The 21,399-nt window shown below is 63.5% G+C and carries 22 protein-coding genes and 1 pseudogene; 10 read left to right on the top strand and 13 right to left on the bottom strand.

The genetic code is table 11. The features are described 5' to 3' along the window. Positions 1–1,236, top strand: coding sequence for a cytosine deaminase (codA, locus tag VF716_RS11800; protein ID WP_014597708.1), 1,236 nt, complete (start codon positions 1–3; stop codon positions 1,234–1,236). Here the strand turns inward: codA and VF716_RS11795 are convergent. Continuing rightward, positions 1,230–1,916 (bottom strand): c-type cytochrome, encoded by a 687-nt coding sequence (locus VF716_RS11795; protein WP_279642810.1) that lies wholly within the window; start codon positions 1,914–1,916, stop codon positions 1,230–1,232. The genes codA and VF716_RS11795 overlap by 7 nt on opposite strands. 340 nt (positions 1,917–2,256) lie before the next feature. On the opposite strand from VF716_RS11795, the gene VF716_RS11790 reads away from it, so the two are divergent. Beyond that, a complete protein-coding gene (locus tag VF716_RS11790; protein ID WP_013984019.1) occupies positions 2,257–2,760 on the top strand; it encodes an acyl-CoA thioesterase in 504 nt (167 codons plus the stop codon). Between the two features lie 113 nt (positions 2,761–2,873). Then, a complete protein-coding gene (locus VF716_RS11785) occupies positions 2,874–3,218 on the top strand; it encodes a zinc ribbon domain-containing protein YjdM (RefSeq protein ID WP_011914597.1) in 345 nt (114 codons plus the stop codon). 47 nt (positions 3,219–3,265) lie between these two features. Here the strand turns inward: VF716_RS11785 and VF716_RS11780 are convergent, their stop codons facing one another. Next, a complete protein-coding gene (locus VF716_RS11780) occupies positions 3,266–3,973 on the bottom strand; it encodes a DUF1294 domain-containing protein (protein WP_045159666.1) in 708 nt (235 codons plus the stop codon). A gap of 132 nt (positions 3,974–4,105) precedes the next feature. On the opposite strand from VF716_RS11780, the gene VF716_RS11775 reads away from it, so the two are divergent. Beyond that, complete coding sequence (locus tag VF716_RS11775; protein ID WP_013984021.1) at positions 4,106–4,939, top strand: NYN domain-containing protein; 834 nt, start codon at positions 4,106–4,108, stop codon at positions 4,937–4,939. A 6-nt stretch (positions 4,940–4,945) separates the two neighbouring features. On the opposite strand, the gene VF716_RS11770 is transcribed toward VF716_RS11775, so the two are convergent. Further along, positions 4,946–6,346: a diguanylate cyclase gene (locus VF716_RS11770; RefSeq protein ID WP_068506206.1), complete on the bottom strand. Its 1,401-nt coding sequence runs from the start codon at positions 6,344–6,346 to the stop codon at positions 4,946–4,948. 217 nt (positions 6,347–6,563) lie between these two features. On the opposite strand from VF716_RS11770, the gene VF716_RS11765 reads away from it, so the two are divergent. Continuing rightward, the gene (locus VF716_RS11765; RefSeq protein WP_013984023.1) at positions 6,564–6,950 is read left to right on the top strand and encodes a hypothetical protein; all 387 of its coding nucleotides are present in this window, start codon (positions 6,564–6,566) and stop codon (positions 6,948–6,950) included. Positions 6,951–6,962: 12 nt separating this feature from the next. On the opposite strand, the gene VF716_RS11760 is transcribed toward VF716_RS11765, so the two are convergent. The 6 genes from VF716_RS11760 to VF716_RS11735 are packed head-to-tail and all read right to left on the bottom strand — an operon-like array spanning position 6,963 to position 13,109. Further along, positions 6,963–7,889: an ABC transporter permease gene (locus tag VF716_RS11760; RefSeq protein WP_125460361.1), complete on the bottom strand. Its 927-nt coding sequence runs from the start codon at positions 7,887–7,889 to the stop codon at positions 6,963–6,965. Beyond that, on the bottom strand, positions 7,889–9,025 hold the full coding sequence (locus tag VF716_RS11755; protein WP_440552715.1) for an ABC transporter permease: 1,137 nt from the start codon (positions 9,023–9,025) through the stop codon (positions 7,889–7,891). The genes VF716_RS11760 and VF716_RS11755 overlap by 1 nt, the downstream gene beginning before the upstream one ends. After that, positions 9,018–10,595 carry an ABC transporter ATP-binding protein gene (locus tag VF716_RS11750; protein ID WP_256517883.1) on the bottom strand — a complete coding sequence of 526 codons (1,578 nt, stop codon included), beginning with the start codon at positions 10,593–10,595 and terminating at the stop codon, positions 9,018–9,020. Before VF716_RS11750 ends, VF716_RS11755 begins: the two co-directional genes overlap by 8 nt. Continuing rightward, positions 10,592–11,689: a BMP family ABC transporter substrate-binding protein gene (locus VF716_RS11745; protein ID WP_013984027.1), complete on the bottom strand. Its 1,098-nt coding sequence runs from the start codon at positions 11,687–11,689 to the stop codon at positions 10,592–10,594. The genes VF716_RS11750 and VF716_RS11745 overlap by 4 nt, the downstream gene beginning before the upstream one ends. Positions 11,690–11,715: 26 nt before the next feature. After that, positions 11,716–12,102, bottom strand: a complete 387-nt coding sequence (locus tag VF716_RS11740; RefSeq protein ID WP_125876103.1) for a VOC family protein — start codon at positions 12,100–12,102, stop codon at positions 11,716–11,718. Next, the gene (locus VF716_RS11735) at positions 12,099–13,109 is read right to left on the bottom strand and encodes an isopenicillin N synthase family dioxygenase (RefSeq protein WP_440552714.1); all 1,011 of its coding nucleotides are present in this window, start codon (positions 13,107–13,109) and stop codon (positions 12,099–12,101) included. Before VF716_RS11735 ends, VF716_RS11740 begins: the two co-directional genes overlap by 4 nt. 562 nt (positions 13,110–13,671) lie before the next feature. On the opposite strand from VF716_RS11735, the gene VF716_RS11730 reads away from it, so the two are divergent. Both VF716_RS11730 and VF716_RS11725 read left to right on the top strand, forming a co-directional pair. Beyond that, positions 13,672–14,142, top strand: a complete 471-nt coding sequence (locus tag VF716_RS11730) for a DUF2231 domain-containing protein (RefSeq protein ID WP_011914608.1) — start codon at positions 13,672–13,674, stop codon at positions 14,140–14,142. Next, on the top strand, positions 14,139–15,434 hold the full coding sequence (locus tag VF716_RS11725) for a PQQ-dependent sugar dehydrogenase (RefSeq protein ID WP_108242322.1): 1,296 nt from the start codon (positions 14,139–14,141) through the stop codon (positions 15,432–15,434). Before VF716_RS11730 ends, VF716_RS11725 begins: the two co-directional genes overlap by 4 nt. 59 nt (positions 15,435–15,493) lie before the next feature. Here VF716_RS11725 and VF716_RS11720 read toward each other — a convergent pair whose 3' ends face one another. Continuing rightward, the gene (locus VF716_RS11720; RefSeq protein WP_017244470.1) at positions 15,494–15,838 is read right to left on the bottom strand and encodes an ester cyclase; all 345 of its coding nucleotides are present in this window, start codon (positions 15,836–15,838) and stop codon (positions 15,494–15,496) included. Positions 15,839–15,875: 37 nt separating this feature from the next. Further along, positions 15,876–16,445, bottom strand: a complete 570-nt coding sequence (locus VF716_RS11715) for a flavin reductase family protein (RefSeq protein WP_017244471.1) — start codon at positions 16,443–16,445, stop codon at positions 15,876–15,878. Positions 16,446–16,698: 253 nt separating this feature from the next. Here VF716_RS11715 and VF716_RS11710 point away from each other — a divergent pair. From VF716_RS11710 to VF716_RS11700, 3 genes and pseudogenes are all read left to right on the top strand, one after another. Continuing rightward, a pseudogene (locus VF716_RS11710) lies at positions 16,699–17,458 on the top strand (aminoglycoside adenylyltransferase family protein). 152 nt (positions 17,459–17,610) lie between these two features. Then, positions 17,611–18,903: a hypothetical protein gene (locus tag VF716_RS11705; RefSeq protein ID WP_125919299.1), complete on the top strand. Its 1,293-nt coding sequence runs from the start codon at positions 17,611–17,613 to the stop codon at positions 18,901–18,903. After that, the gene (locus VF716_RS11700) at positions 18,904–19,554 is read left to right on the top strand and encodes a LysE family translocator (protein WP_440552713.1); all 651 of its coding nucleotides are present in this window, start codon (positions 18,904–18,906) and stop codon (positions 19,552–19,554) included. Here the strand turns inward: VF716_RS11700 and VF716_RS11695 are convergent. Further along, positions 19,492–20,319 carry a helix-turn-helix domain-containing protein gene (locus VF716_RS11695; RefSeq protein WP_157782545.1) on the bottom strand — a complete coding sequence of 276 codons (828 nt, stop codon included), beginning with the start codon at positions 20,317–20,319 and terminating at the stop codon, positions 19,492–19,494. The two genes, VF716_RS11700 and VF716_RS11695, sit on opposite strands and share 63 nt — an antisense overlap. Positions 20,320–20,429: 110 nt before the next feature. Next, positions 20,430–21,140, bottom strand: a complete 711-nt coding sequence (gene rutR, locus VF716_RS11690; protein ID WP_017244476.1) for an HTH-type transcriptional regulator RutR — start codon at positions 21,138–21,140, stop codon at positions 20,430–20,432. Between the last annotated feature and the right edge of the window lie 259 nt (positions 21,141–21,399).

Below are 21,399 nucleotides of genomic sequence, written 5' to 3'. Positions count from 1 at the left end.
ATGAACATCCTCAACGCCCGCCTGCGCGGCCGCAGCGGCCTGTACCGCATCGAACTGGACGGCGCGCGCATCGCCGCCATCAGCGCGCAGCAGGCGCCGGCCGAAGCCAGCGAGGGCGATATCGACGCCGCCAGCAATCTGGTGGTGCCGCCATTCATCGAACCGCACATCCACCTGGACGCCACCCTTACCGCCGGCGAGCCGGCCTGGAACATGAGCGGCACGCTGTTCGAAGGCATCGAACGCTGGGGCGAGCGCAAGGCGCTGGTGACCCACGAAGACACCAAGGCGCGGGCGAAGAAAACCATCGACATGCTGGTCGACCACGGCATCCAGCATGTGCGCACCCATGTCGACGTCACCGATCCGACGCTGTCGGCGCTCAAATCCATGCTCGAGGTGCGCGAGGAAACCCGCCACCTGATCGACCTGCAGATCGTCGCCTTTCCGCAGGAGGGCATCGAGTCGTTCAAGGGCGGTCGCGAGCTGATGACCGAGGCGATCGCCATGGGCGCCGATGTGGTCGGCGGCATTCCGCACTTCGAGAACACCCGCGACCAGGGCGTCAGCTCGATCAAGTTCCTCATGGACTTGGCCGAGCGCACCGGCTGTCTGGTGGACGTGCACTGCGACGAAACCGACGACCCGCAGTCGCGCTTTCTCGAAGTGCTCGCCGAAGAGGCACGGGTACGCGAGATGGGCGAGCGGGTCACCGCCAGCCACACCACGGCGATGGGCTCCTATGACAACGCCTACTGCTCCAAGCTGTTCCGCCTGCTGAAGCTGTCGCAGATCAACTTCGTCTCCTGCCCGACCGAGAGCATCCACCTGCAGGGCCGCTTCGACACCTACCCCAAGCGCCGGGGCCTGACCCGCGTGGCCGAGATCGACCGCGCCGGGATGAACGTCTGCTTCGGCCAGGATTCCATCGTCGACCCCTGGTACCCGCTGGGCAACGGCAACATCCTGCGCATCCTCGAAGCTGGGCTGCACATCTGCCACATGCTCGGCTACGAGGACCTGCAGCGCTGCCTGGACCTGATCACCGACAACAGCGCACGCACCCTGAACCTGGGCGAGCGCTACGGACTGGAAGTGGGGCGTCCGGCGAACCTGCTGGTGCTGTCGGCAGCGGACGACTACGAGATGCTGCGCACCCAGGGCCATGCCCTGCTCTCGGTGCGCAACGGTGAGGTGCTGATGCGCCGCACGCCGGCGCAGATTCAGCGTTACTGAGCGGCGGCGGTGGTCTTGCGCAGGCGGTCGATGTTGGCCGTTTCCTCGGCAGCCGTCAGCTTCAGCTGCGACAGGTAGGCCGCCAGCGCCTCGACATCCGCTGCGGACAGATGGCTGGCGACGCCGATCATCACCGAGCCGGCTCGGCTCGGGTCGTTCTCGCGGAAGCGCGTCAGCGCCTTGCGGATGTACTCGTCGGGCTGCCCGGCCAGACGCGGCATGGTCTCCATGCCTTCGGCATGAGCCCCGTGGCAACCGGTGCAGGTGGTCTGGAAGATCTTCTCGCCGGTCTTGCGCAATGCCGGGGCGGCTCCACCCTCGGGTGGGTTGACCTTCTGCTGGCTGAAGAACACCGCGATGTTCACCCGCTCCTCCATGCTCAGGTTCTGCGCCAGCTTGGACATGACGAAATCGACGCGCTCGCCGCTGGCGAACTTCTCGAACGAATGAAACAGGTATTGCGGGTTCTGCCCGGCCAGATTGGGAATGTGCTTGCGCTTGCTGTTGCCCTTCTCGCCATGGCAATAGGCACAGAACACCGCGCGCTCCTGGCCGGCCAGGGTGGCCTGCTCGCGCCGCTGCTCGTCGGCCATGACGTAGTTGAACCGTTCGATGACCTCATCGCTGGCATGGGCGAGCGGAACGAAGCAGGCAAGCAGAGCGAGAACGAGCTTACGCATGGGAGGCATCCGTTACTGAAGTAGCCGGTGGGTGTTTTTTTTAGGCGCCCGACTATAGGAAGCCTGTGCCCGGCGAAACCCGGCACAGGTCAACAAAAGTGCCCGAGAGCGACGCATCGCCCGCCTTTCGTGATCCAGATCACACTCGAACGATTACCCCCAAGAAATAACAGGCCATTCACGCCTTAGCTGATCGTATTTCCGCCAAAACCGACGTGTGCGCGCCTTTGCCGCATTGACGATAGAAAAAATCGATGAAGCGTTTCGCCAGATAGGCCAGACAGACGGGAGGTATTCGACTAAAGTAGCAACCCTTCACCACCGAGGAGCCGTAACCCCCATGCTAGATGGACATGCAGAGCTGACCATGACCGTGCTGATGACGCCGGACAAAGCCAATTTTTCCGGCAACGTACATGGCGGCACGCTGCTCAAGTATCTCGACGAAGTCGCCTATGCCTGCGCCAGCCGTTACGCCGGGCAGTACGTCGTCACCCTCTCGGTGGACCAGGTAGTGTTCCGTCAGCCAGTGCACGTGGGCGAGCTGGTCACGTTCCTCGCCTCGGTCAACTACACCGGCACCACGTCGATGGAGATCGGCATCAAGGTCGTGACCGAAGACATCCGCTCGAAGACGGTACGTCACACGAACAGCTGCTTCTTCACCATGGTCGCCCTCGGCGAGGACGGCAAACCGGTGCCGGTGCCGCCGCTGAATCCAAAAACCCCCGAGCAGCAGCGCCGCTTCGCCCAGGCCTACCAGCGCCGCGAGATCCGTCGTGAGCTGGAACACCGCTACAGCGAGCTGCGTGCCGGTAACGAGCGCCTCGCCGCCGTGCAGTAAGCTGCATCCCGGAATCGACGTGGTCTTGGCCGGCCTGGTGGCCACGTCGCCCGCTTTGTAACAAAACCTTATACAATGCACGGCTTTCCGCACATTCCATTCAAGGACCTGCCGTGAGCGCGCTGCCCCCCTGCCCCAAATGCAACTCCGAATACACCTATGAAGACGGCCAGATGCTGGTCTGTCCCGAATGCGCCCATGAGTGGTCCGCCAGCGACAGCGCCGCCGCCACGGGCGATCAAGACAAGGTGATCAAGGACGCGGTGGGCAATACCCTGCAGGACGGCGACACCGTCACGGTGATCAAGGACCTCAAGGTCAAGGGCTCGTCGCTGGTGGTCAAGGTCGGGACCAAGGTGAAGAACATCCGCCTGGTCGACGGCGATCACGACATCGATTGCAAGATCGACGGCATCGGCGCGATGAAGCTGAAGTCCGAGTTCGTCAAGAAGGTCTGAGCCGCGATGCTCGCCCGAAAGCCCGGCATTCGCCGGGCTTTTGCGTCTCAGAGCAGCCGCAGCAGCCAGTCCAGGCGCTCGCGGGTAAAGCCGCTGCCGATGAACAGCAGGTCGATCCAGAACGCCTGGTGCAGCACCACGATCAGCCAGAACAGCAGCTGGTAGCCGAGCTTGCGCGTCTTGTGACGGAAAACCTGCTGCGCCAGCAACGCACCCGGCCAGCCACCTGCGAGCTCGAAGAGATGCAGCGTGGTTTCCGGCGTGCGCCAGCGGTCCTTCAACGCGCTGTGCTTGTCGCGCCAGTAAAGAAAGAAGGTCAGCAGGCTGGCAACGGCATAGAGCGCCAGCGGCAACGCCGAGCCCAGCCGATGCAGGCTGCCCAGCAGCGGTAGCAGACAGAGCAGGGCGAACAGCGCCAGCTTGAGCGGGAGCTGCTGGACATTGCCCGCCACCAGCCGCCGCGCAGGCCTGCCCCGCCCCGACTCGCGCTTGCCAGTCGAGTGCGAGCGGGCCGGCCGCTGACGAATCGCCGGCTGATCCAGCGTCAGCGGGGCATCCAGCCGCACATGCTCGGCTCGCAGACGGCCCTGCGCATCGCGCCCCGCCACGAAGAGCACCCGGTCGCCCACCAGCGGCCGGCGCTCACCATGCACCGCCGAGATATGCACGAACAGCTCTTCGCCGCCCTGCTCCGGACGAATGAAGCCGAAGCCCTTGTCGTCGTTCCAGCTTTTCAGCGTACCCCGTCGTTCCATGCCCCAGCCCGAGAATGCAAAGCGCGCATGCTAACCGAGCAGGCGACGCTCGGCATCCGCGCGGCAGGTCGCTATGGCCACGGCATGGCGGTCGGCGTTATGGTCGGGTGATCATCAGCCCAGGGATGAACCATGGCCAGCAAGCCCAGCAGTGCGAACAAGCAGAAACACCTCGCGGTTCTGATCGACGCCGACAACGCGCCGGCGGCCATCGTCGAGGGCCTGTTCGAGGAGATTGCCAAGTACGGCGTCGCCAGCGTCAAGCGCATCTATGGCGACTGGACCAAACCCAACCTCGGCAGCTGGAAGAAGGTGCTGCTCGATCACTCGATCCAGCCGATTCAGCAGTTCGCCTACACCTCCGGCAAGAACGCCACTGACAGTTCGCTGATCATCGACGCCATGGACCTGCTCTACACCCGGCGCTTCGACGGCTTCTGCCTGGTTTCCAGCGACAGCGACTTCACCCGCCTGGCCGCACGCATCCGCGAGGAAGGCCTGACGGTGTATGGCTTCGGCGAACAGAAGACGCCCTCGCCATTCGTCTCGGCGTGCGACAAGTTCATCTATACCGAGATCCTGCGCGCCGACGCGGCCAAGGCCAGCGTCGAGCCTCCGACGCCGGAGAAACTCGCCGCAGCCGCCGCGCAGGTCGAGGAAGGCGCAGCCAGGCCGGCACGCACCAGCGACAAGGGCGAGGCGATCAAGTGCCAGCAGGTGCCGGTGGACTTCATCGCCAAGATTCTCGACGACCTGACCGAGGAGGACGACTGGATCCAGCTCGGCACGCTCGGGCAGAACATCAGCAAGCTGCGCCCGGCCTTCGATCCGCGCCTGTACGGCTGCAGGAAGCTCAGCGACCTGATCGCCGGCCAGCCCAAGCGCTTCGACCTGGAGTCACGCGGCAGTAGTGCCACCGGCGGCAAGGACCTTTACGTGCGCTTGCGCAAGCCCGCCAAGCACTAGCGCGCTTCAGCTCGGCTGCGCGTCGGCCGCCAGCCAGCAGACACGGTCGCGGCCTTCATGCTTGGCCCGGTACAGCGCGGCGTCGGCGCGGCGCAGCAGGCTGTCCGGCGTGTCGCTCGGGCTCAGCTCGGCGACACCGGCGCTGAGGGTCTGACTGACGCCGGTGGCGAAGGGAAATGCCCGCGCCTGCTCACACAGACGTTCGGCGAACTGCACCGCCTGCGGGCCGCTGGTTTCCGGGCAGAGAATCAGAAACTCCTCACCGCCCCAGCGCCCCACCGCATCGCTGCCGCGCAGGCAGTCGTCCAGCAGCGCGGCGAAGTCTCGAAGCACGCGGTCACCCATCTGGTGGCCAAAGTCGTCATTGATGCGCTTGAAGTGATCGATATCCAGCATGACGATCGACAACGGTCGGCGATAGCGCCGCGCCTGCTCCAGCGCCGTGGCGAAGCGCCGATCCAGCGCCGCGCGGTTGGCCAGCCCGGTAAGCGAGTCGGTCTGCGACTTGATGCGCAGCTGATCGTTGAGCCGGCGCAGGCGCCTGATCCAGAACAGACTCGTCAGCAGCATCGCCGAGAAGACCACCACCACCTGCATGAGCAACCGGTAGTCGGTGCCGGACTCGACGAGGATGGGCGCATGGCGGTTGGCGATCTGATGCAGCTCTACCGGTGTGATGGTGGCAATCGCCTTGTTCAGGATATCGCGCAGCACCGGCTCGCTCTTCAGCACGCCGATCCGAAACTGGTTGTCGAGGCTGGCCACTTGCCCGGCGATCTTCAGGTTGAACCAGCCTTCGCGGCGAATGGTGTAGGCGGCCACGGTCAGCGAGCGCACCGTCAGGTCGGCCTTGCGCTCGTTCACCAGCGCCAGTGCCTGGGCATCCGTCTCGGTGCTGATGACGTGCAACCGGGGGAAATCGCGCCGCACGCTTTCCTCGATGAACGTGCCGGACGGCAGCGCCACTGTTGCGTTTTCCAGGGCGGACAGATCGGCCACGTACGGGTGGTCCTCCCGGGCGATCACCACGTTGGCGTCAGTGAACAGCGGCTGGGTGAAGATCAGCCAGGCATCACGCACGGGCGTCTGGTTGAGAAAGCTGAGCAGCTGGCACCGACCAGCCTGGGAAAAGGCGACCGACTGGCCCCAGTCACTGGTCGGCACGATATCCAGCTGCAGGCCTGACCGCTGCGCAACGAGCCGCAGCAGATCGGCCGCGATTCCCTCGTGCTCGCCGCGCGCATTGAGCATTTCGAACGGCAGCCAGTCGGGGTCGACACAGATGCTGACCGAACGATTGGCAGCCAGCCATTCGCGTTCGGCCGCGTTGAGATCGAGCGCCACATCAGCCGTTGCCGCTGCACCACCTGCAAATGCCAGCAACGCCAGAAGCAGATACCTAGTCACTTCAGCCACCCTCGGAGGAGCGCACGTAACATTGGCGACGGATACAGTTCAACACGACGCTAATGACACGGCAAGGAAAGTCATGGCAATGAGCTATCACATATCGTGCCAAACGGTTTTTTGACGCTAGAAAATCATTTGCAATCATTCCTTGGCGCAACGATCGAACCGAGGGCGGATGCGCTCTTCTAAAGGGGACCGATTAATGGAGGTTTCCATGAGCAAGCAGCTACTACTCGCCTGCGGCCTGGCGATTTGCGTGCCGGCAGCGCTGGCGCAGACGCCGCAGCCAGAGATCATCACCCACCTCAACGGCCTGGACGTCGAGATCAGCCCAATGGGTGTGCCAGCCAAGTCCGAGGGTGTGGAGGGCGAACTGCTCGGCGTACGCGCGGTGAAGGTGATGAACCGTACCGGCGGCCAGATTTCCTGCGAATTCCACGTTCCGGCCGAAGCGCGCTCGGATACCTCGGCCTCGCCGGTGTTCACCGTCGCGCCAAATACCCAGCGTACCGAACGCGTGCCAGGCGACTATTCGCCCGATCAACCCTACGCGGAGATCACCTGCCGTTCCAGCGACCAGAGCCAGAACCAGGCGCAGTAAGCCGTATGGCTTTCAGCGGCGCTCCTCGCGGATAAAGGGAATGCCCAGCGCGCCCGGCTGGTTGCCGGTGGCGTACTTGCCGCTGGCAACCCAGATCATCACCGCCAGGGTCACCGCATAGGGCGTCATCAGCACGAAGTACTGCGGCAGGCGCACGCCAGCGGCGGCCAGCTGCGGGATCAGCGCCTCGATGCAGCCGAACAGCAGCGCTCCGGCCAGCGCCTTCCAGGGTGACCAGCGGGCGAAGATCACCAGCGCCACGGCGATCCAGCCGCGGCCGCCGGTCATGTCGGCGATCCACAGTTTGGTGCTGAGCAGCGAGATATAGCCTCCTGCCAGACCGATCAGCGCGGCACCGGCGAGGATCGCTGCCAGCCGGTATCCGAGCACGGAAATGCCCGCGGCATCCGCCGCCTGCGGGTTCTCCCCCACCGCGCGCAGGCGCAGGCCCGTGGTGGTGCGGGTGAGAAACCAGACCACGACGAGCACGATCAGCGGCGTCATGAACACCAGCGGGTTCTGCACGAAGAGCTTGCCCAGCAGTGGCAGCTCGGACAGCGGCCAGAGCTCGACGGCAGCCAGCCCCTTGACCGGCTTGTTGGTCCAGTCCAGCAACGTGCCGAGCAAGCCGGTCAGCCCCTGGCAGAAAAACACCAGCGCCAGGCCGGCGATGACCTGATTGATGCGCAGCACCAGCACCATCAGCGCGAACAGCAGCGACACCACCGCCGCCGCCCCCATCGCCAGCAGCAGCGAAACGCCGTGACTGCCATAGGCCAGCTGCGCGCCGATGGCGGCCAGCGCACCGACCAGCATCAGGCCCTCGGCACCGAGGGCCAGCACGCCAGCACGTTCGGTGAGGATCAAGCCCAGCGCCGCGAGGGCGAAAGGCACGGCGAAGTCCGGCGTGTTGCCGAGCCAGTTGGCGATCATGTCCATCAGCTTTCGCCTCCCTGAACGCGGCGGATGCGGTGGCGGATAAAGAAATCCGAGGAGGCGACGCAGATCACCAGGATCGCCTGGATCAGCTGCACCATGGAAAAGGGGATCTGGTAGAACACCTGCAGGCTGCGCCCGGCAACGAACAGCATCGCCATCAGCAGCGCCACCACCAGTGCCGCCACCGGGTTGTTGCGGGCGAGAAATGCGATGAGGATGCCGGAGAAGCCGTAGCCCTGATAGAACGACTGCGTCAGCCGCCCCTCCTGCCCCGCGGTGACGAGGAAGCCGGCGATCCCGGCAATGGCGCCGGAAATCAGCACCGTGCCGATGATCATCTTCTGCACCGGCACGCCCACCGCGCCGGCCACCCGCGGGTTGGCATCGACAAAGCGCAGGTACAGCCCGGCGCGGGAGATGCCGAGAAACCACAGCGCCAGCAGCGCGACGACCACCGCCAGTGGCACCGCCGCGCTGATGCCATCGAACAGTTCGGGCAAGCGTTCGAACGGCTGGAACTGCGGCGAATAGGGGAACGAGCTCCTCGGGTCTTTCCAGCTGCCGTACAGCAGGTGCAGCAGGAAATTGATCGCCAGGTAGTTGAGCATCAGTGTCGAGATGATCTCATTGACCTTAAGCCGCAGCTTGAGCACCACCGGCGCCAGCGCCCAGGCGAGGCCACAGCCAATTGCCGCGGCGAGCATCAGCGGCAGGCGCAGCGCCGGCGGGCCGACCTCGAACAGCGAGATCGCCGTGGCACCGATGGCGCCCAGGATCATCTGCCCCTCGAGGCCCAGGTTCCAGAACTTGGCGCGAAACGCCATGCAGCCGGCCAGGCCGACAAGGATCATCGGCGAGGCCTGGAACAGCACGGCCTTCAGGCTCTGCGCATCGAATACCGTGAGAACGACGAACTCATTGAGCAGCTCGCCTGCCGGTACGCCAGCGGCGACGAGGATCGCGGCGGAAATGCCCAGCCCCAGCAACAGCGCGAGGCCGATGATCACAGCCTGCCAATGCCAGGCCAGTTGCTGGCGGATCTCCAGAGCGTAGCGTCGCGACAAAAGCGGTGGCTTGGGCTGTTTCGCGGCCTGCGAGACCTGCTCGAGCATCACCGGGTGTACCTGTTCATTCATGGCTTGCCCCTTCAGCTACTGGTTCTGCGTGGCCCGGTTCGTCGTGGCTGACCATGGCGCTGCCGATCGCCTGGCGATCCGCTGGCCGGTCGAATTCGGCGACGATGCGTCCGCCGCTCATCACGCCGATGCGATCGGCCAGGGCCAGCACCTCATCGAGGTCTTCGCTGATCACCAGCACCGCTGCGCCGGCCTCGCGGGCGGCGCGCAGGCGGGCATGTACCGCGGCGGTGGCGCGCACGTCGAGGCCGCGGCTGGGGCTGTGCACCAGCACCAGCAGCGGGTCGCGGGAGAACTCCCGGGCGATCACCAGCTTCTGCGCGTTACCGCCGGAAAGCAGCGCGGCCTTCTGTTTCAGCGAGCGCACGCCCTGCACATCGAAACCCGCGACTGCCTCGGCAGCCTCCGCCTCCAGGCGCTTGCGGCGCAATCGGAAGAAGGAACCGTAGCGGCCGCTGTGGACCTGGCCGACGCCGAAGTTCTCGGCCACCGAAAGCTCCCCCGCCAGCGCGGCGCCGTAGCGATCCGCCGGGATTGCGGCGATGCGCAGCTCGCGGCGTTGCTCGGCGCTGGCCCGGCGCAGATCGCCGAAGCCGGTCAACTCCAGCGTGCCATCGCAGGGCTCGGGCAGCCCCATCAGCACGTTGGCCAGTTCGCTCTGGCCGTTGCCGCCGACGCCGGCGATGCCGTAGATCTCGCCGGCTCGCAGGCTCAGGTTCACGCCGTTGAGCACGCCCTGGCCGCCCGCGCCAGTCGACCTGAGGTCACGCACCTGCAACCGCACCTCGCCCGGTATCGCCGGCTGGTACTCGCTGGCCGGCGCCGACTCACCCACGGTGAGGCGCACCAGCTCGGGCACCGAGACCGTCTGCGGGTCGAGGGTTTGGATGGTGCGACCGCCCCGCATCACGGTGACGCGGTCGGCGAAGCGTTTCACATCGCTCATCTTGTGGGTGACCAGGATCACCGCCGCGCCCTGGCGGGCGAACGCGCGCACCGTTTCCAGCAGGCGTTCGGCTTCCCCGTCGGTCAGTACCGCCGTCGGCTCGTCGAGGATCAGGATGCGCGCACCGGCCAGCAGCACCTTGAGAATCTCCACCCGCTGCTGCTCGGCCACCGAAAGCGACTCGGTGATCTTGCGCGGGTCGATGCTGAAACCCAGTTCGGCCGCCTTGTCGCTGATCCGCTGCTCCAAATCCGCCAGGCGCTGGCGATGGCTGCCCGAGAAGGCGTGGTTGCCCGGCCCCTCGGGCAGCGCCAGCTGGATGTTCTCGGCCACGGTGAAGGGCTTCACCAGCTTGAAGTGCTGATGAACCATGCCGATGTGGTAGCGGCTGGCATCCCGCGGGCCGCTGAGCCGCACCGCATTGTCGTTGATCAACAGCGATCCGCTCTCCGGTGCGTAGAGGCCGGCGGCGATGTTCATCAGCGACGACTTGCCCGCGCCGTTCTCGCCGAGCAGCGCATGGACCTCGCCCCACCTGGCGGTAAAGTCCGCCTGGGACAGGGCCATGAAGCCGTCGAACGACTTGCTGACCCCGGAAAGCTGGATCGCGTTGAGGTTGCTCATTGCTGGGTGGTCACTCCCTTGACGAACCAGTCCATCTGCCACAGCGCTGGGTCGGCCATCACCTCACCGGCGGCGATGCGCTCGGTGCCGTCACGGTCGAGCATCGGGCCGGCGTAGATCTGCATCTCGCCTTTGAGCAGCGCTTCGCGGGCGGCCATGATCTTCGCCTTGTCCGCTTCGGAGACCGCCGGGCCACAGCAGGCTGCATCGGTACCGCCTTCGGCCATGGACAGCAGCGCGCCGTTCTCCGGCGGCGTCCAGTTGCCGGCGCTGATCTTCTTCAGCTCCGGCGCGAGGAACCTGTCCCACACCCAGACCGACGAGCAGACGGTGGCGTCCGGGGCAAATTCGCGCATGTCGCGGTGGTGACCGGTGCCGTGCACGCCGCGCTCCTGGGCGACGATCTGCGGCGTCGGGCTGTCGACGTGCTGGCCGAGCACGTCGGCGCCGGCATCGATCAGCGCCATCGCCGCGGCGCGCTCCTTGACCGGATCGTTCCAGGCGCCGGTGTAGACCACGGTGACGGTGGCGTCGGGGTTGATTGCCTGGGCGCCGAGGGCGAAGGCGTTGACCGTCCAGTTCACCTGACCGAAGGGGTTGGCCGCGACGAAGCCGAGCTTGCCGGTCTTCGACGCCGCGCCGGCGGCCATGCCGCACAGGTACTGGCTCTCGTAGGTGCGGCCGTAGAAGGATTCGAGGTTGGCGCTGTTGGTGGTGCCCGAGCCGTTGAGGAAGGCCACGTCCGGATACTTGGCGGCCAGCTCCTTGAAGGTGTCGGAATAACCGAAGGCGGTGCCGATGATGACGTTGGCGCCGCGCTGGATCAGCCGGTCCACTGCCGGGCGGATCGACGAAGCGTTCTCCGGCACGCTTTCGACGTACTGGATCTTGGTATCCAGCTCGGCTTCGAGCTTCTGCCGCGCCTCGTCGAAGGCCTGGGTCCAGCCACCGTCATTGCGCGGGCTGATGTAGAGCATGGCGATCTTCGCCGGTTTATCGAGGGTCAGCCCTTCCTGCGCCGAGGCGACGCCAAGGGTGGTCGCCAGGCCGAAAGCCACCGCCGCACACAAGGTCCGTTTCATCTGTTTGAGCATTTTGGGTCTTCCTGAGGGTTGGCACGTCAAAGCATGTGGTTGATGCGAAACACGTTGTTTTCCGGGTCCAGCAGCACCGCCTGATACCAGTGGTAATAGGTCTCGTAGGGTGCCTTGATCAGCGTCGCGCCCATGGCGACGGCAACGGGCACCAGGCGATCGACCTCTTCTTTCGAGTCGACGTCGATGTTCAGCAGGAACTTGCAGCCGCGCGTGTCGGCGTACTCATCCAGCTGCAGCAGTTCGTAGGCGTCCGGCGCGTTGAAGCCGATGCAGCTCTTGCCGGTATCCAGCCCGCGAAAGATCGGTGAGGCGATCTCGGGAATGTTCCGGAAGCCGAACAGCTCGCGGTAGAAGCCGCTCAGGGCTTCGATGTCGCGGGCAAAGACGTTGACGTAGGACAGCGTGCTCATGCGACCTCCAGGCCTTTGCCGAAGGTGGTCTGCTTGACGAACTTGGAGAGCAGGTTGTCGCCGGAGGTAACCGGCGCGTGGCGAGGCGGATTGACGGCGCTACAGCAACTCGGCAGGCACTCGATCAGCGCGTCGTAGTTGGGCTGATGGAAAAACACCAGCGACTGGCGACCGTTGTCGGCGGCGCTGTCGGCCGGCGGGTTGACCACTCGATGCAGCGTGGAAATCCACTGATCATTGGTCCACTGCATCATCAGGTCGCCGATGTTCACGGCGAAGCCACCTTCCACGTACGGCACGTCCACCCATTCGCCCTGACGGTTGCGCGCCTGCAGGCCGCCGAGAGCGTTGTCCGGCTTGACGATGGTCAGGCTGCCGTAATCGGTGTGGGCACCGGCGCGCATCTGCCCCGGCTCCACCGCGCCCTTCAGGTCCGGGTAGCTGAGGCTGCGGAACATGCTGATGTGCTTGTCGATCTTGTCGTCGAAGAAGGTCTCCGGCAGGTCCAGCGCCAGGGCGAAGATGCGCATCAGCGACTGCGCCAGCGTGCTCATGGCGGCGAAGTATTCGCGATAGGCCTGCTCGAAGCCCGCAATGCCGCTGGGCCAGACGTTCGGTGCGAAATGCGGGCCGGCGGCGGCGCAGCGGTAGTAGGGCTCGTCCGGTACGTCACTGGGGCCGATGGAAAAGGACTCCTTCAGGTCACCCGGGGCCGCCTCTTCGAGCGAATAGGACAGGCTCTCCTCGGCCACCGCGCTGTAGCCGCGCACCATGTCCGGGCTGGGCCGGTCGACCTTGCGCCTCTCGGCCAGCGGCAAGGCGAAGAACTGCCGTGTCAGCCGGGACACCCGCTCGACCAATTCGGTAGGAATCTGATGGTTGGTGATGACCAGAAAGCCGATGTCGCGACAGGCCTGGTCCACGGCGCGGGCAACTTGCAGCTTGCCCTCCGGCGTGCCGGCGAAATATGGCGCCAGGTCGATGATGGGAACGTATTGCAGAGTCATGGGTGACGCACTCCTCTGACGCAAGGCGGGTATCGAGCGCGTCGCCGATGGCGCGGGCGCTTCTCTGTATGCGTGACGCCGCCGCCCGCGTGCACGCCGGGCGACGGGGAGGAGAGAGCAGAAAGCGTGCCACTGGATCGAAGCGCTTATGGATCAGGGACTTGGCGTCGCATCAGAGAAAAACCGGATCAAGTGGTCCGCTTCGGAGCACTTGGTTTGTGCGTCAGGCACGAAAAGCGGGCGGCCGAGGTGCGCCGGACTGAAGGGCGCTGCGGGGCGAATCGGCAGCCAGGCGGGCGATGGCGCGAGGCAAGCTGCAACATTTCATTTCCTCGCCAGCACCGCAGCACACGGAAGCTCGAACGACCGAATCGGGGGGCATCCCTGCGCTCCTTGCCGTTCCGCGGCGCCGCAGCCTCCACGCCGCGCCATGCCCCGCCGCCTACACGCGCACTTGAATGCCCGTCGGCAGTGAACTAACGACGCAGCGTCGCGATCCCCTTTTAAGCACAGTCAGAGCGATCCGGGCCGGCAGCGCGCCGCGCAGGTCCGGTCTCAAGCGATGAGGAGCCCCTCCGTGACCGTTATCACCCACCGCACGCAAACCACCCAGACCACCCACAGCGTCTCCCGCCACGTACCGAACCCCGTGCACGCGACCCTGCTCGCCGGCTCGGTCCCGCTGTTTCTCGGGGCCATGCTGAGCGATATCGCCTACTTCAAGACCTACGAGATCCAATGGAGCAACTTCTCCGCCTGGCTGATCGCCGGCGGGCTGGTGTTCTGTGGCCTGGCGCTGCTGTTCGCGCTGGCGAACCTGATCGGCGCGCGGCACAAGCAGGGGCGACCGCTGATCTATTTCGCACTACTGCTGGCCACCTGGGTGCTGGGCTTTTTCAACGCCCTGGAACACGCCAAGGATGCCTGGGCGACCATGCCCCAAGGGCTGGTGCTTTCGGTGATCGTCACCCTGCTGGCCTGCGCGGCCAGCTGGATCGGCCTGAGCAATCTGCGCTCGGGAGGTGAAGCATGAAGCACTCGAGCGCATTGACCACCCTGGCCATGGCTGCCCTGCTCAGCGGCTGCGGCGGTGAAGAGCAGAACGCTGCCCAGCATTACGGACCCGATCCCAAGCTGCCCGAACCGGAGCGTGGGCTGCTGCCGAGCATGAAGATCGCCGAGCCAACCCCCTGGGGCGATCAGCTACCCACCGTGCCGGACGGTTTCAGCGTGACGGCAATTGCCACCGATCTGAAGATCCCCCGCCAGACGCTGGTGCTGCCCAACGGCGACATCCTGGTGGCCGAAGGCCGCGGCGGCAATGCACCCAAGCTCAAGCCCAAGGACGTGATCGCCGACGTGATCAAGGCACGCGGCACCACCTCGGTGGAGAGCGGCGACCGTGTCACTCTGCTGCGCGACGCCGATGGCGACGGCGAGTACGAGCTGCAGACGGTGTTCGCCGAGGATCTCAACGCCCCCTACGGGCTGGCGTTCCACGACGGCAACCTCTACGTTGCCAATCAGGACGCGCTGGTGCGCTTCGAATATCAGGACGGTCAGACCGAGGCCAGCGGTCCGCCGACCAAGGTCGTTGACCTGCCCTCGGAGATCAACCACCACTGGACCAAGGCGATGACCATCAGCCCCGATGGCCAGTACCTCTACGTCGGCATCGGCTCGAATAGCAACATCACCGAGCGCGGGATGGAAGCCGAGGTCGACCGCGCCATGGTCTGGCAGATCGATGCCGAGACAGGTGCCTATAAGCCGTATGCAACCGGCCTGCGCAATCCGACGGCGTTGGCGATACAACCCGGCTCCGGGCAACTGTGGGCGGTGGTGAACGAGCGGGACGAGCTGGGCGAGGATCTGGTCCCGGATTACCTGACCTCGGTGCGCGAAGGCGGTTTCTACGGCTGGCCCTATAGCTACTGGGGCAAGAACGTCGACCCGCGGGTGCGCCCACAGAATCCGGACAAGGTCACCACCGCGATCACGCCGGACTACAGCCTGGGCTCGCACGTCGCCGCGCTCGGCCTGGACTTCTCCACCGCCGCCATGGGCGAGCAGTTCGCCGACGGCGTGTTCGTTGGCGAGCACGGCAGCTGGAACCGCAAGGAACCAGTGGGCTACAAGGTGACCTTCGTGCCGTTCAGCAACGGACGCCCGTCTGGCGAGCCGATTGACTTCGTAACCGGTTTTCGCACCGAAGATGGCAAGACACGCGGACGCCCGGTCGGGGTGACAGTCGACCCGAGCGGCGCGCTGATCGTGGCCGACGATCTGGCAAACACTGTTTGGCGGGTGACGCGCACCCCATGACGCTCCGGGCGGCGTCGACGGCCGCAGGGCCGTCGGCTTGCCGGGGCCGGGCGAGCGGGCTAACCGATCTGCGCCGCGATCGCGGCCTTGTCGATGACGGACCAGACCTCCCGGACGCGCCGGCCGTTGACCGGGAGGTCGAACAGGATGCCGGTGGGCGTGCAGTCGAACTGCAGCCGACAAGCCACCTGTGGCGGATCGACGATCAGTTGTTGCACGTCGAAGCGAAGGTCCGAGATCGTCCTGAAGTCGTTCTCCAGCATGGCGCGATAGCCGGCCAGGCCGACGCGCTGGCCGTTGTAGTGGACCTCGTCGTGGACGAAGGTTCCGAGCCCGGGCCAGTCCTGCTCGTTCAGGCAGGCGATGTAGCCGCGGTAGCGCTCGGCAAGGTCGGTTTTGTTCATGGGCCGGGCCTGTCGTTCATGTGGCTGAGGTGCCTATCTAATCGTCCAGCAAATCCGGGCGGAACAGCTCGCGCCTGTCCACCACCCGCCCTCCCGCCACCACGAACACCCCGTTCCCGGTGTAGTGCAGGGTTTCCGGGTGCGCCGGCTCCGGCGCGACCTTCGCCTTCACCACCTCGAAGATGAAGAAGTTGTACTGCTCCACCAGCACATCGTCGTACAGCCGGCATTCGAAGCTGGCGTGGCACTGTTCGAGCAGCGGGGCGGCGACGCGTTCGGCCTTGGCGGTGGCGAGGCCGAAGGCTTCGAACTTGTCGACCTCGGCGCCGGAACAATTGCCGATCTTCACCACGGTGTCCAGCAGGGGCAGGGTGGGCAGGTTGATCACGCACTCGCCGCTCTGACGGACGAGTTCAAAGCTGTGGTTGCCGGCAGAGATCATGCAGCCGACCAGCGATGGCGAGAATTCCATGACGGTCTGCCAGCCTAGGGTCATGACGTTGCGCTGGCCGGCGTGGCAGGAGGTGATCAGCACGATGGGGCCGGGTTCGAGGTAGCGGCGCACCTGGTGGACGGGAAAGCCCTGCTTGGCGATGGGGAGGGTCATGGTGGGCCTCGGTGGGAGAGACTGGTTCCATGATTGGGACCGCGTCGTTGAGCAGGGTTCAATAGAGACTGATAGAGCAGCCGCTGGAAAACGCTTCGCGATCTTCACCTTGCGCACTGAAAAGCATCGCCCCAAGACCAGCGGGAGGCGCGCCCTCGCAGCTTTGGCAAGCCACAGGACTGCCAAAGCTGCAAGCCGGAATCAGCAATTGTCATTTAAATGAACAGCATGGAAGCTGGCCCGCCATGAACCTATCAGCCCAAGCGAAATCGCCGAACAGCTGTCCAGCGCCTGCGCCGTGCTCGAACGTCACCTGGGCGGAACGCTGCTGGCCATTCACCTGTTCAGCTCGGCGCTCGACGGCGGGCTCAAGCCACATAGCGACATCGACCTGCTGGTGACCGTGAGCACACCCTTGCCCGCCCCGCTGCGGCGCGCGCTGATGCTGGACCTGCTGTCGGTTTCGGCATGGCCCGGCACCGCCCCATCGCGGCGCGCACTAGAAGTTAAGCTGCTGGTTCGCGAGCACGCGGTGCCCTGGCGATACCCGCCGCAACGCGAACTGCAGTTCGGCGAATGGCTGCGCGAGGAACTGCAGTCCGGCAGCATCCCGCCTGCCGCCTCTGTCCCCGATATCGCGATCCTGCTGAGCAAAGCCAGACAGCGAAGCCTGTGCCTAGCCGGACCGCCGGTCTCCGAGCTGTTCGAGCCGGTCCCGCGGGAGGACTTCGCCAGGGGCGCTTGCGGATATCGTCGCCCAGTGGAACGAGGCGTCGGACTGGCAGGGAGACGAGCGCAACGTGGTGCTGGCGCTGGCACGCATCTGGTACAGCGCCGCCACGGGCGCCGTCGCCCCCAAGGACGTCGCCGCCAACTGGGCCCTCGAACGACTGCCGCCGGAGCACCGCCCCGTTCTGGCTAGCGCGCGGGCCTCTTATCTCGGAAGTGCCAATCACGACCTTGCCGATCGCGCCGAACAGGTGGCCGCGTTTGTGCGCTATGCCGACCAGTAGGGTTGCTCGAAGTCAGCACGGTCTGGCCTATCCAAATCAGCAATGGATTGCGGCCCAGACGATGACAAGCAGCCAGCTCTGCTGCAGCAATTATTTCCAATACCACTTTTTGGCCAGTTGTTTTGATTGCACTTCATTCAAGGAGAGCTATCATGAACAGCATTTTTTGGCCATACCGAAAACAACATAAACTGCGCGCCGTCGAGTTGGCCGAACCTAGATTTCTTACGCCTACTCTAAGGGCATCATTGAAAGGCATTCTGCCGCTGGCCAACGCTATCCGTGATTTGGAACGAGCCGGAGAGGGGGATTCAGAGCTTTCTCGCAGGATGAAAGCTCTGATCAGGAACCATCTGACTACTGCGTCAGCGGAGTTGACCGATAAGGCATCAAGACAAGGCCTCGATCTAATAGCCAAAGGGTTGATTAACGACGATCAATACAAATCGAACGGTTCCATATTGGCAAGCTTGGACGAACAGGAGCTCGTTGGGCATGTGGGGCCGCTCGGCACCTGGCTCGGAAAATCTCGCAAGCTGTTCTTTTCCGCTTTTTTCGGCACACCAAATAATTCTCTTCAAGCGGTTTCAGATGTGGTTGATAAGTATTTCGAAGGAGCAGTCTCAAGGCTCTCAGCTAGCCTGGGCATAGAGCTGAAAACCACCCCAGGCTGCGCCTATAAGATCATCGACCTGTTCGGAATCGCCGGAGAAGCCGATACGTTTCCGAAACACTTTGCTTACTTCATGCCAGAAGATCAAGGCGTCAAATATGCTGAAAATAAACGCACCGTGGTTTTTGCCAACACCTATCTGGTCCTTTATCAACAAATAGCGCATGAGCAAAAAGTTATCTTTGGCTGGACCGATATTGACCTTCCCTGTCGCTCAGAGATAGGGCGCTATCTCATCGGTTGGTTCCGCGGCCATGATCTCGGCCATTCCATCGTCACAGAAGCAACCGACTATCGCCTCCTGAGTAAACACGACCGTTGGGGATCAATGGTAGTCCAAGAAGCCGTAGCGGATGTCTTCGGGTTTCTTCTTATACTGGATCCGGAGATCGCGGAATGCCTCGAACTCGACATCTCGAAGATGATCCGGCTCTATGTTCTGGAACTGCTCCGTTATCTGCGAAGAGGACCTGCAGACTTTCCTGACGCAGGATCTGCCTACATTCAACTCCGCCTACTCGAAGAGTGGGATGTGCTATCGGTTAATAGTCCGGGATCAATCGATATAGACTGTGCGCGGTTTGTTTCTGCAATGGCACGCATCGCCGAGCTGCTGGTCAAAACGGTCCTAGTCAGCGATGTCGGTTCGTTCGATGCCTTTCTGAATAGCTATAGCCCCCATCTTGCCGACACTGATCAGGATCTTTTGTTTGGACTGGAAATTTGCGATACATCGCTGTTTTACGAGCAAACCTTGACGGAGAAAACCTGAGTGGAGTTCTACAATGGCTTCTTGCTGAGCCTATCTCTATGCATGGAGATAGGCCTGGCCAATATGGCGATGATCACGCTGTCGATGCAACGCGGGTTCAGCAAAGGCGTATGGCTTGGGATAGGAACGTGCATAGGCGACCTGGTCTACGCCATTCTGGCCATGGCTGGCATGGCGGTGCTGCTGCAATATGAGGTCGTCCGTTGGGCTCTCTGGCTGGGAGGCTCGGCAGTACTTGCCTATCTGTGTGCAAAAATGGTGACGAGTGCACTTCGAGTAAAGGCCGGGATGGCACAGGTAGATATCCAGTGGGGCAGGACCAACCTGGCTCTGTTTTCAAAGGGCGTATTCCTCGCAATGTCCTCCCCCAGCGCCATACTTTGGTTCGCTGCGGTAGGTGGGGCGATAATTGCGAGACAAGGAGCTGATGCAACGAGTGCCATCATCTTCCTTTCCGGCTTCTTCGCCGCAGGGGTGTTCTGGGCTCTGGTGCTTTGCGGTCTTGCCTACCATGGCGGCAGAATGCTCGGAGAACGGATGCTGAAATGGACTTACATCGCATCAGCCCTGATATTCGCGTACTTCACCCTATACGTTGTGGTTACTGGATACCTTGAATTCGTGATGCCGGCGAGCGTCCCCCACCATTGATGCATAGCGCACCGGAGAGATGCCCATCACTCTCCGGAACGAGTTGGACATGTGGCCCTGGTCGTAGAAATAGAGTTCGGTTGCGACCCGGGCCGCAGCATCGCCCCGCCGAAACCTCTTACGTGCCTCGATCAGCCTGAGCTGCTTCATGAACTGCATCGGCGGCAGCGACTTCGCCGCTTTGAAGCTTCGCACCAGATGAAACTTGGACAAGCCCGTAACGGCACTCATATCGTCGAGGTCGACTTCGTCGTAAAGGCTGTCCTGCATGTACTCCACCAATCTGGCTATCTTGTCCGGGTCGGCCTCATCACTGCCCTTTCCTCCAAAGCGAAAGAGCTCACCAAGCATTCCGTAGAGAGCTTCTTCCCGCTGGCCAGGCAGATTCGCGAAATGCAGGGCAAAGATGGCTTTGAACAGTGCCAGATCATTGAAGACTCCCTCGTCAAAAAGTGGCCCATGCAGTGCACCGCCATTCTCACGGAAAGCCGTGCGCACGCGCTCAGCATCCAGATGAACACTTATGAACCTGGATCCAGCCGAACAAAACCGAGAGGACTGCACTGTCATCGGGTTGTAAATGGTGACCTGGTTCGACAGCACCTCCCCGGAGCGACCGTCGTACCAGATCTTTTCACAGCCGGCGAGATTGGCGCTCACCACATACTCCTCATGAGTATGACGGGGATATTCTGCATCGCAGGCCGAAACCATGGAGCATTCGGCAAATTGGACTTTCGAGAGTGCTTCGATATTCGGTGACATCATCGTGTTCCTTACGAGGACGATACGGTTGCCATACATTCCATCCGGCCAGAATCGAGACTGTATCCGGCGCCCTGCCCATGACGAATGAGTTGCCTTGAAATACCCGGCTAGCGCGGCCGAACCCCGTTGAGTATCAGTGACTGCAAGCTCTGCAGCGCTTCTTCGAAGAACGCCGGATCGTCCAGCGTACGGCCGGCGACGGCCTCGACCTGGACGCGGAAGTCGGCGTAGTGCTGGGTGGTGGCCCAGAGCGAAAAGATCAGGTGATGCGGTTCGACCGGCGCCAGCTTGCCGGCATCGATCCAGGCCTGGATCACGGCGACCTTGTTCTCGACGAGTTCACGCAAAGGCTGTTCCAACTCGCCCAGCAGCAACGGTGCGCCACGCATGATTTCCATGCAGAACAGCCGTGATTCGGCAGGATGGTCGCGGGACAGCTCGAGCTTGACCCGCAGGTATTCGCTGATCGCCTCGACCGGGTCCTGCTCGGCGCTGAACGCCCGCAGCGGTCGCAGCCAGACGTCCAGCAACTGGCGCAACACGTTGACGTAGAGCTCTTCCTTGCTGCCGAAGTAATACAGCAGGTTGGTCTTGGAGACATCGGCCTGGGTCGCTACCTGGTCGAGACTGGTGCCGTGCAGGCCGAAGCGGGAAAACAGGTCCAGCGCGGCGTCGAGAATGCCGGCGCGTTTGCTTTCGATCAGCCGCATGCGGCGGTTCAGGGCGCTGGCGCTGGGTTCGCGCACGGCACCCTTGGCCTTGGCGGTCTTGCTGGCGATGAGCCGCCTGCGGGGCGGCGTAGGGGTCTTGTCTGTCACTGCATTACCGGTAGGGCTCGAACGGGCCGCTACTGTAGCGCGCAGCGGGGCCGCCGCGCACGGCCGGTGACGGCCGACCGCAACGCTGCGCAGTTTTTGCGCATCGGCGGACGCCACGCACAAACCAGGTGCTCCGATTCGGACCAAATGGTCCACCACTTATCGGGAAAATATCCCAAGCACCTGAATGAAAAGGGAAATTCGTTTATGGCCTGCTTCCTGCTAACGCTCTGTGACCCTGCCCGCCATGTTCGGGCAG

The sequence above is a fragment of the Stutzerimonas sp. Brlt_14 genome, from assembly GCF_051948915.1.
GTDB classification, from domain to species: domain Bacteria; phylum Pseudomonadota; class Gammaproteobacteria; order Pseudomonadales; family Pseudomonadaceae; genus Stutzerimonas; species Stutzerimonas stutzeri.
Note: the sequence above shows the minus strand (reverse complement) of the source record. Positions and strands in the feature narration are given on the sequence as shown.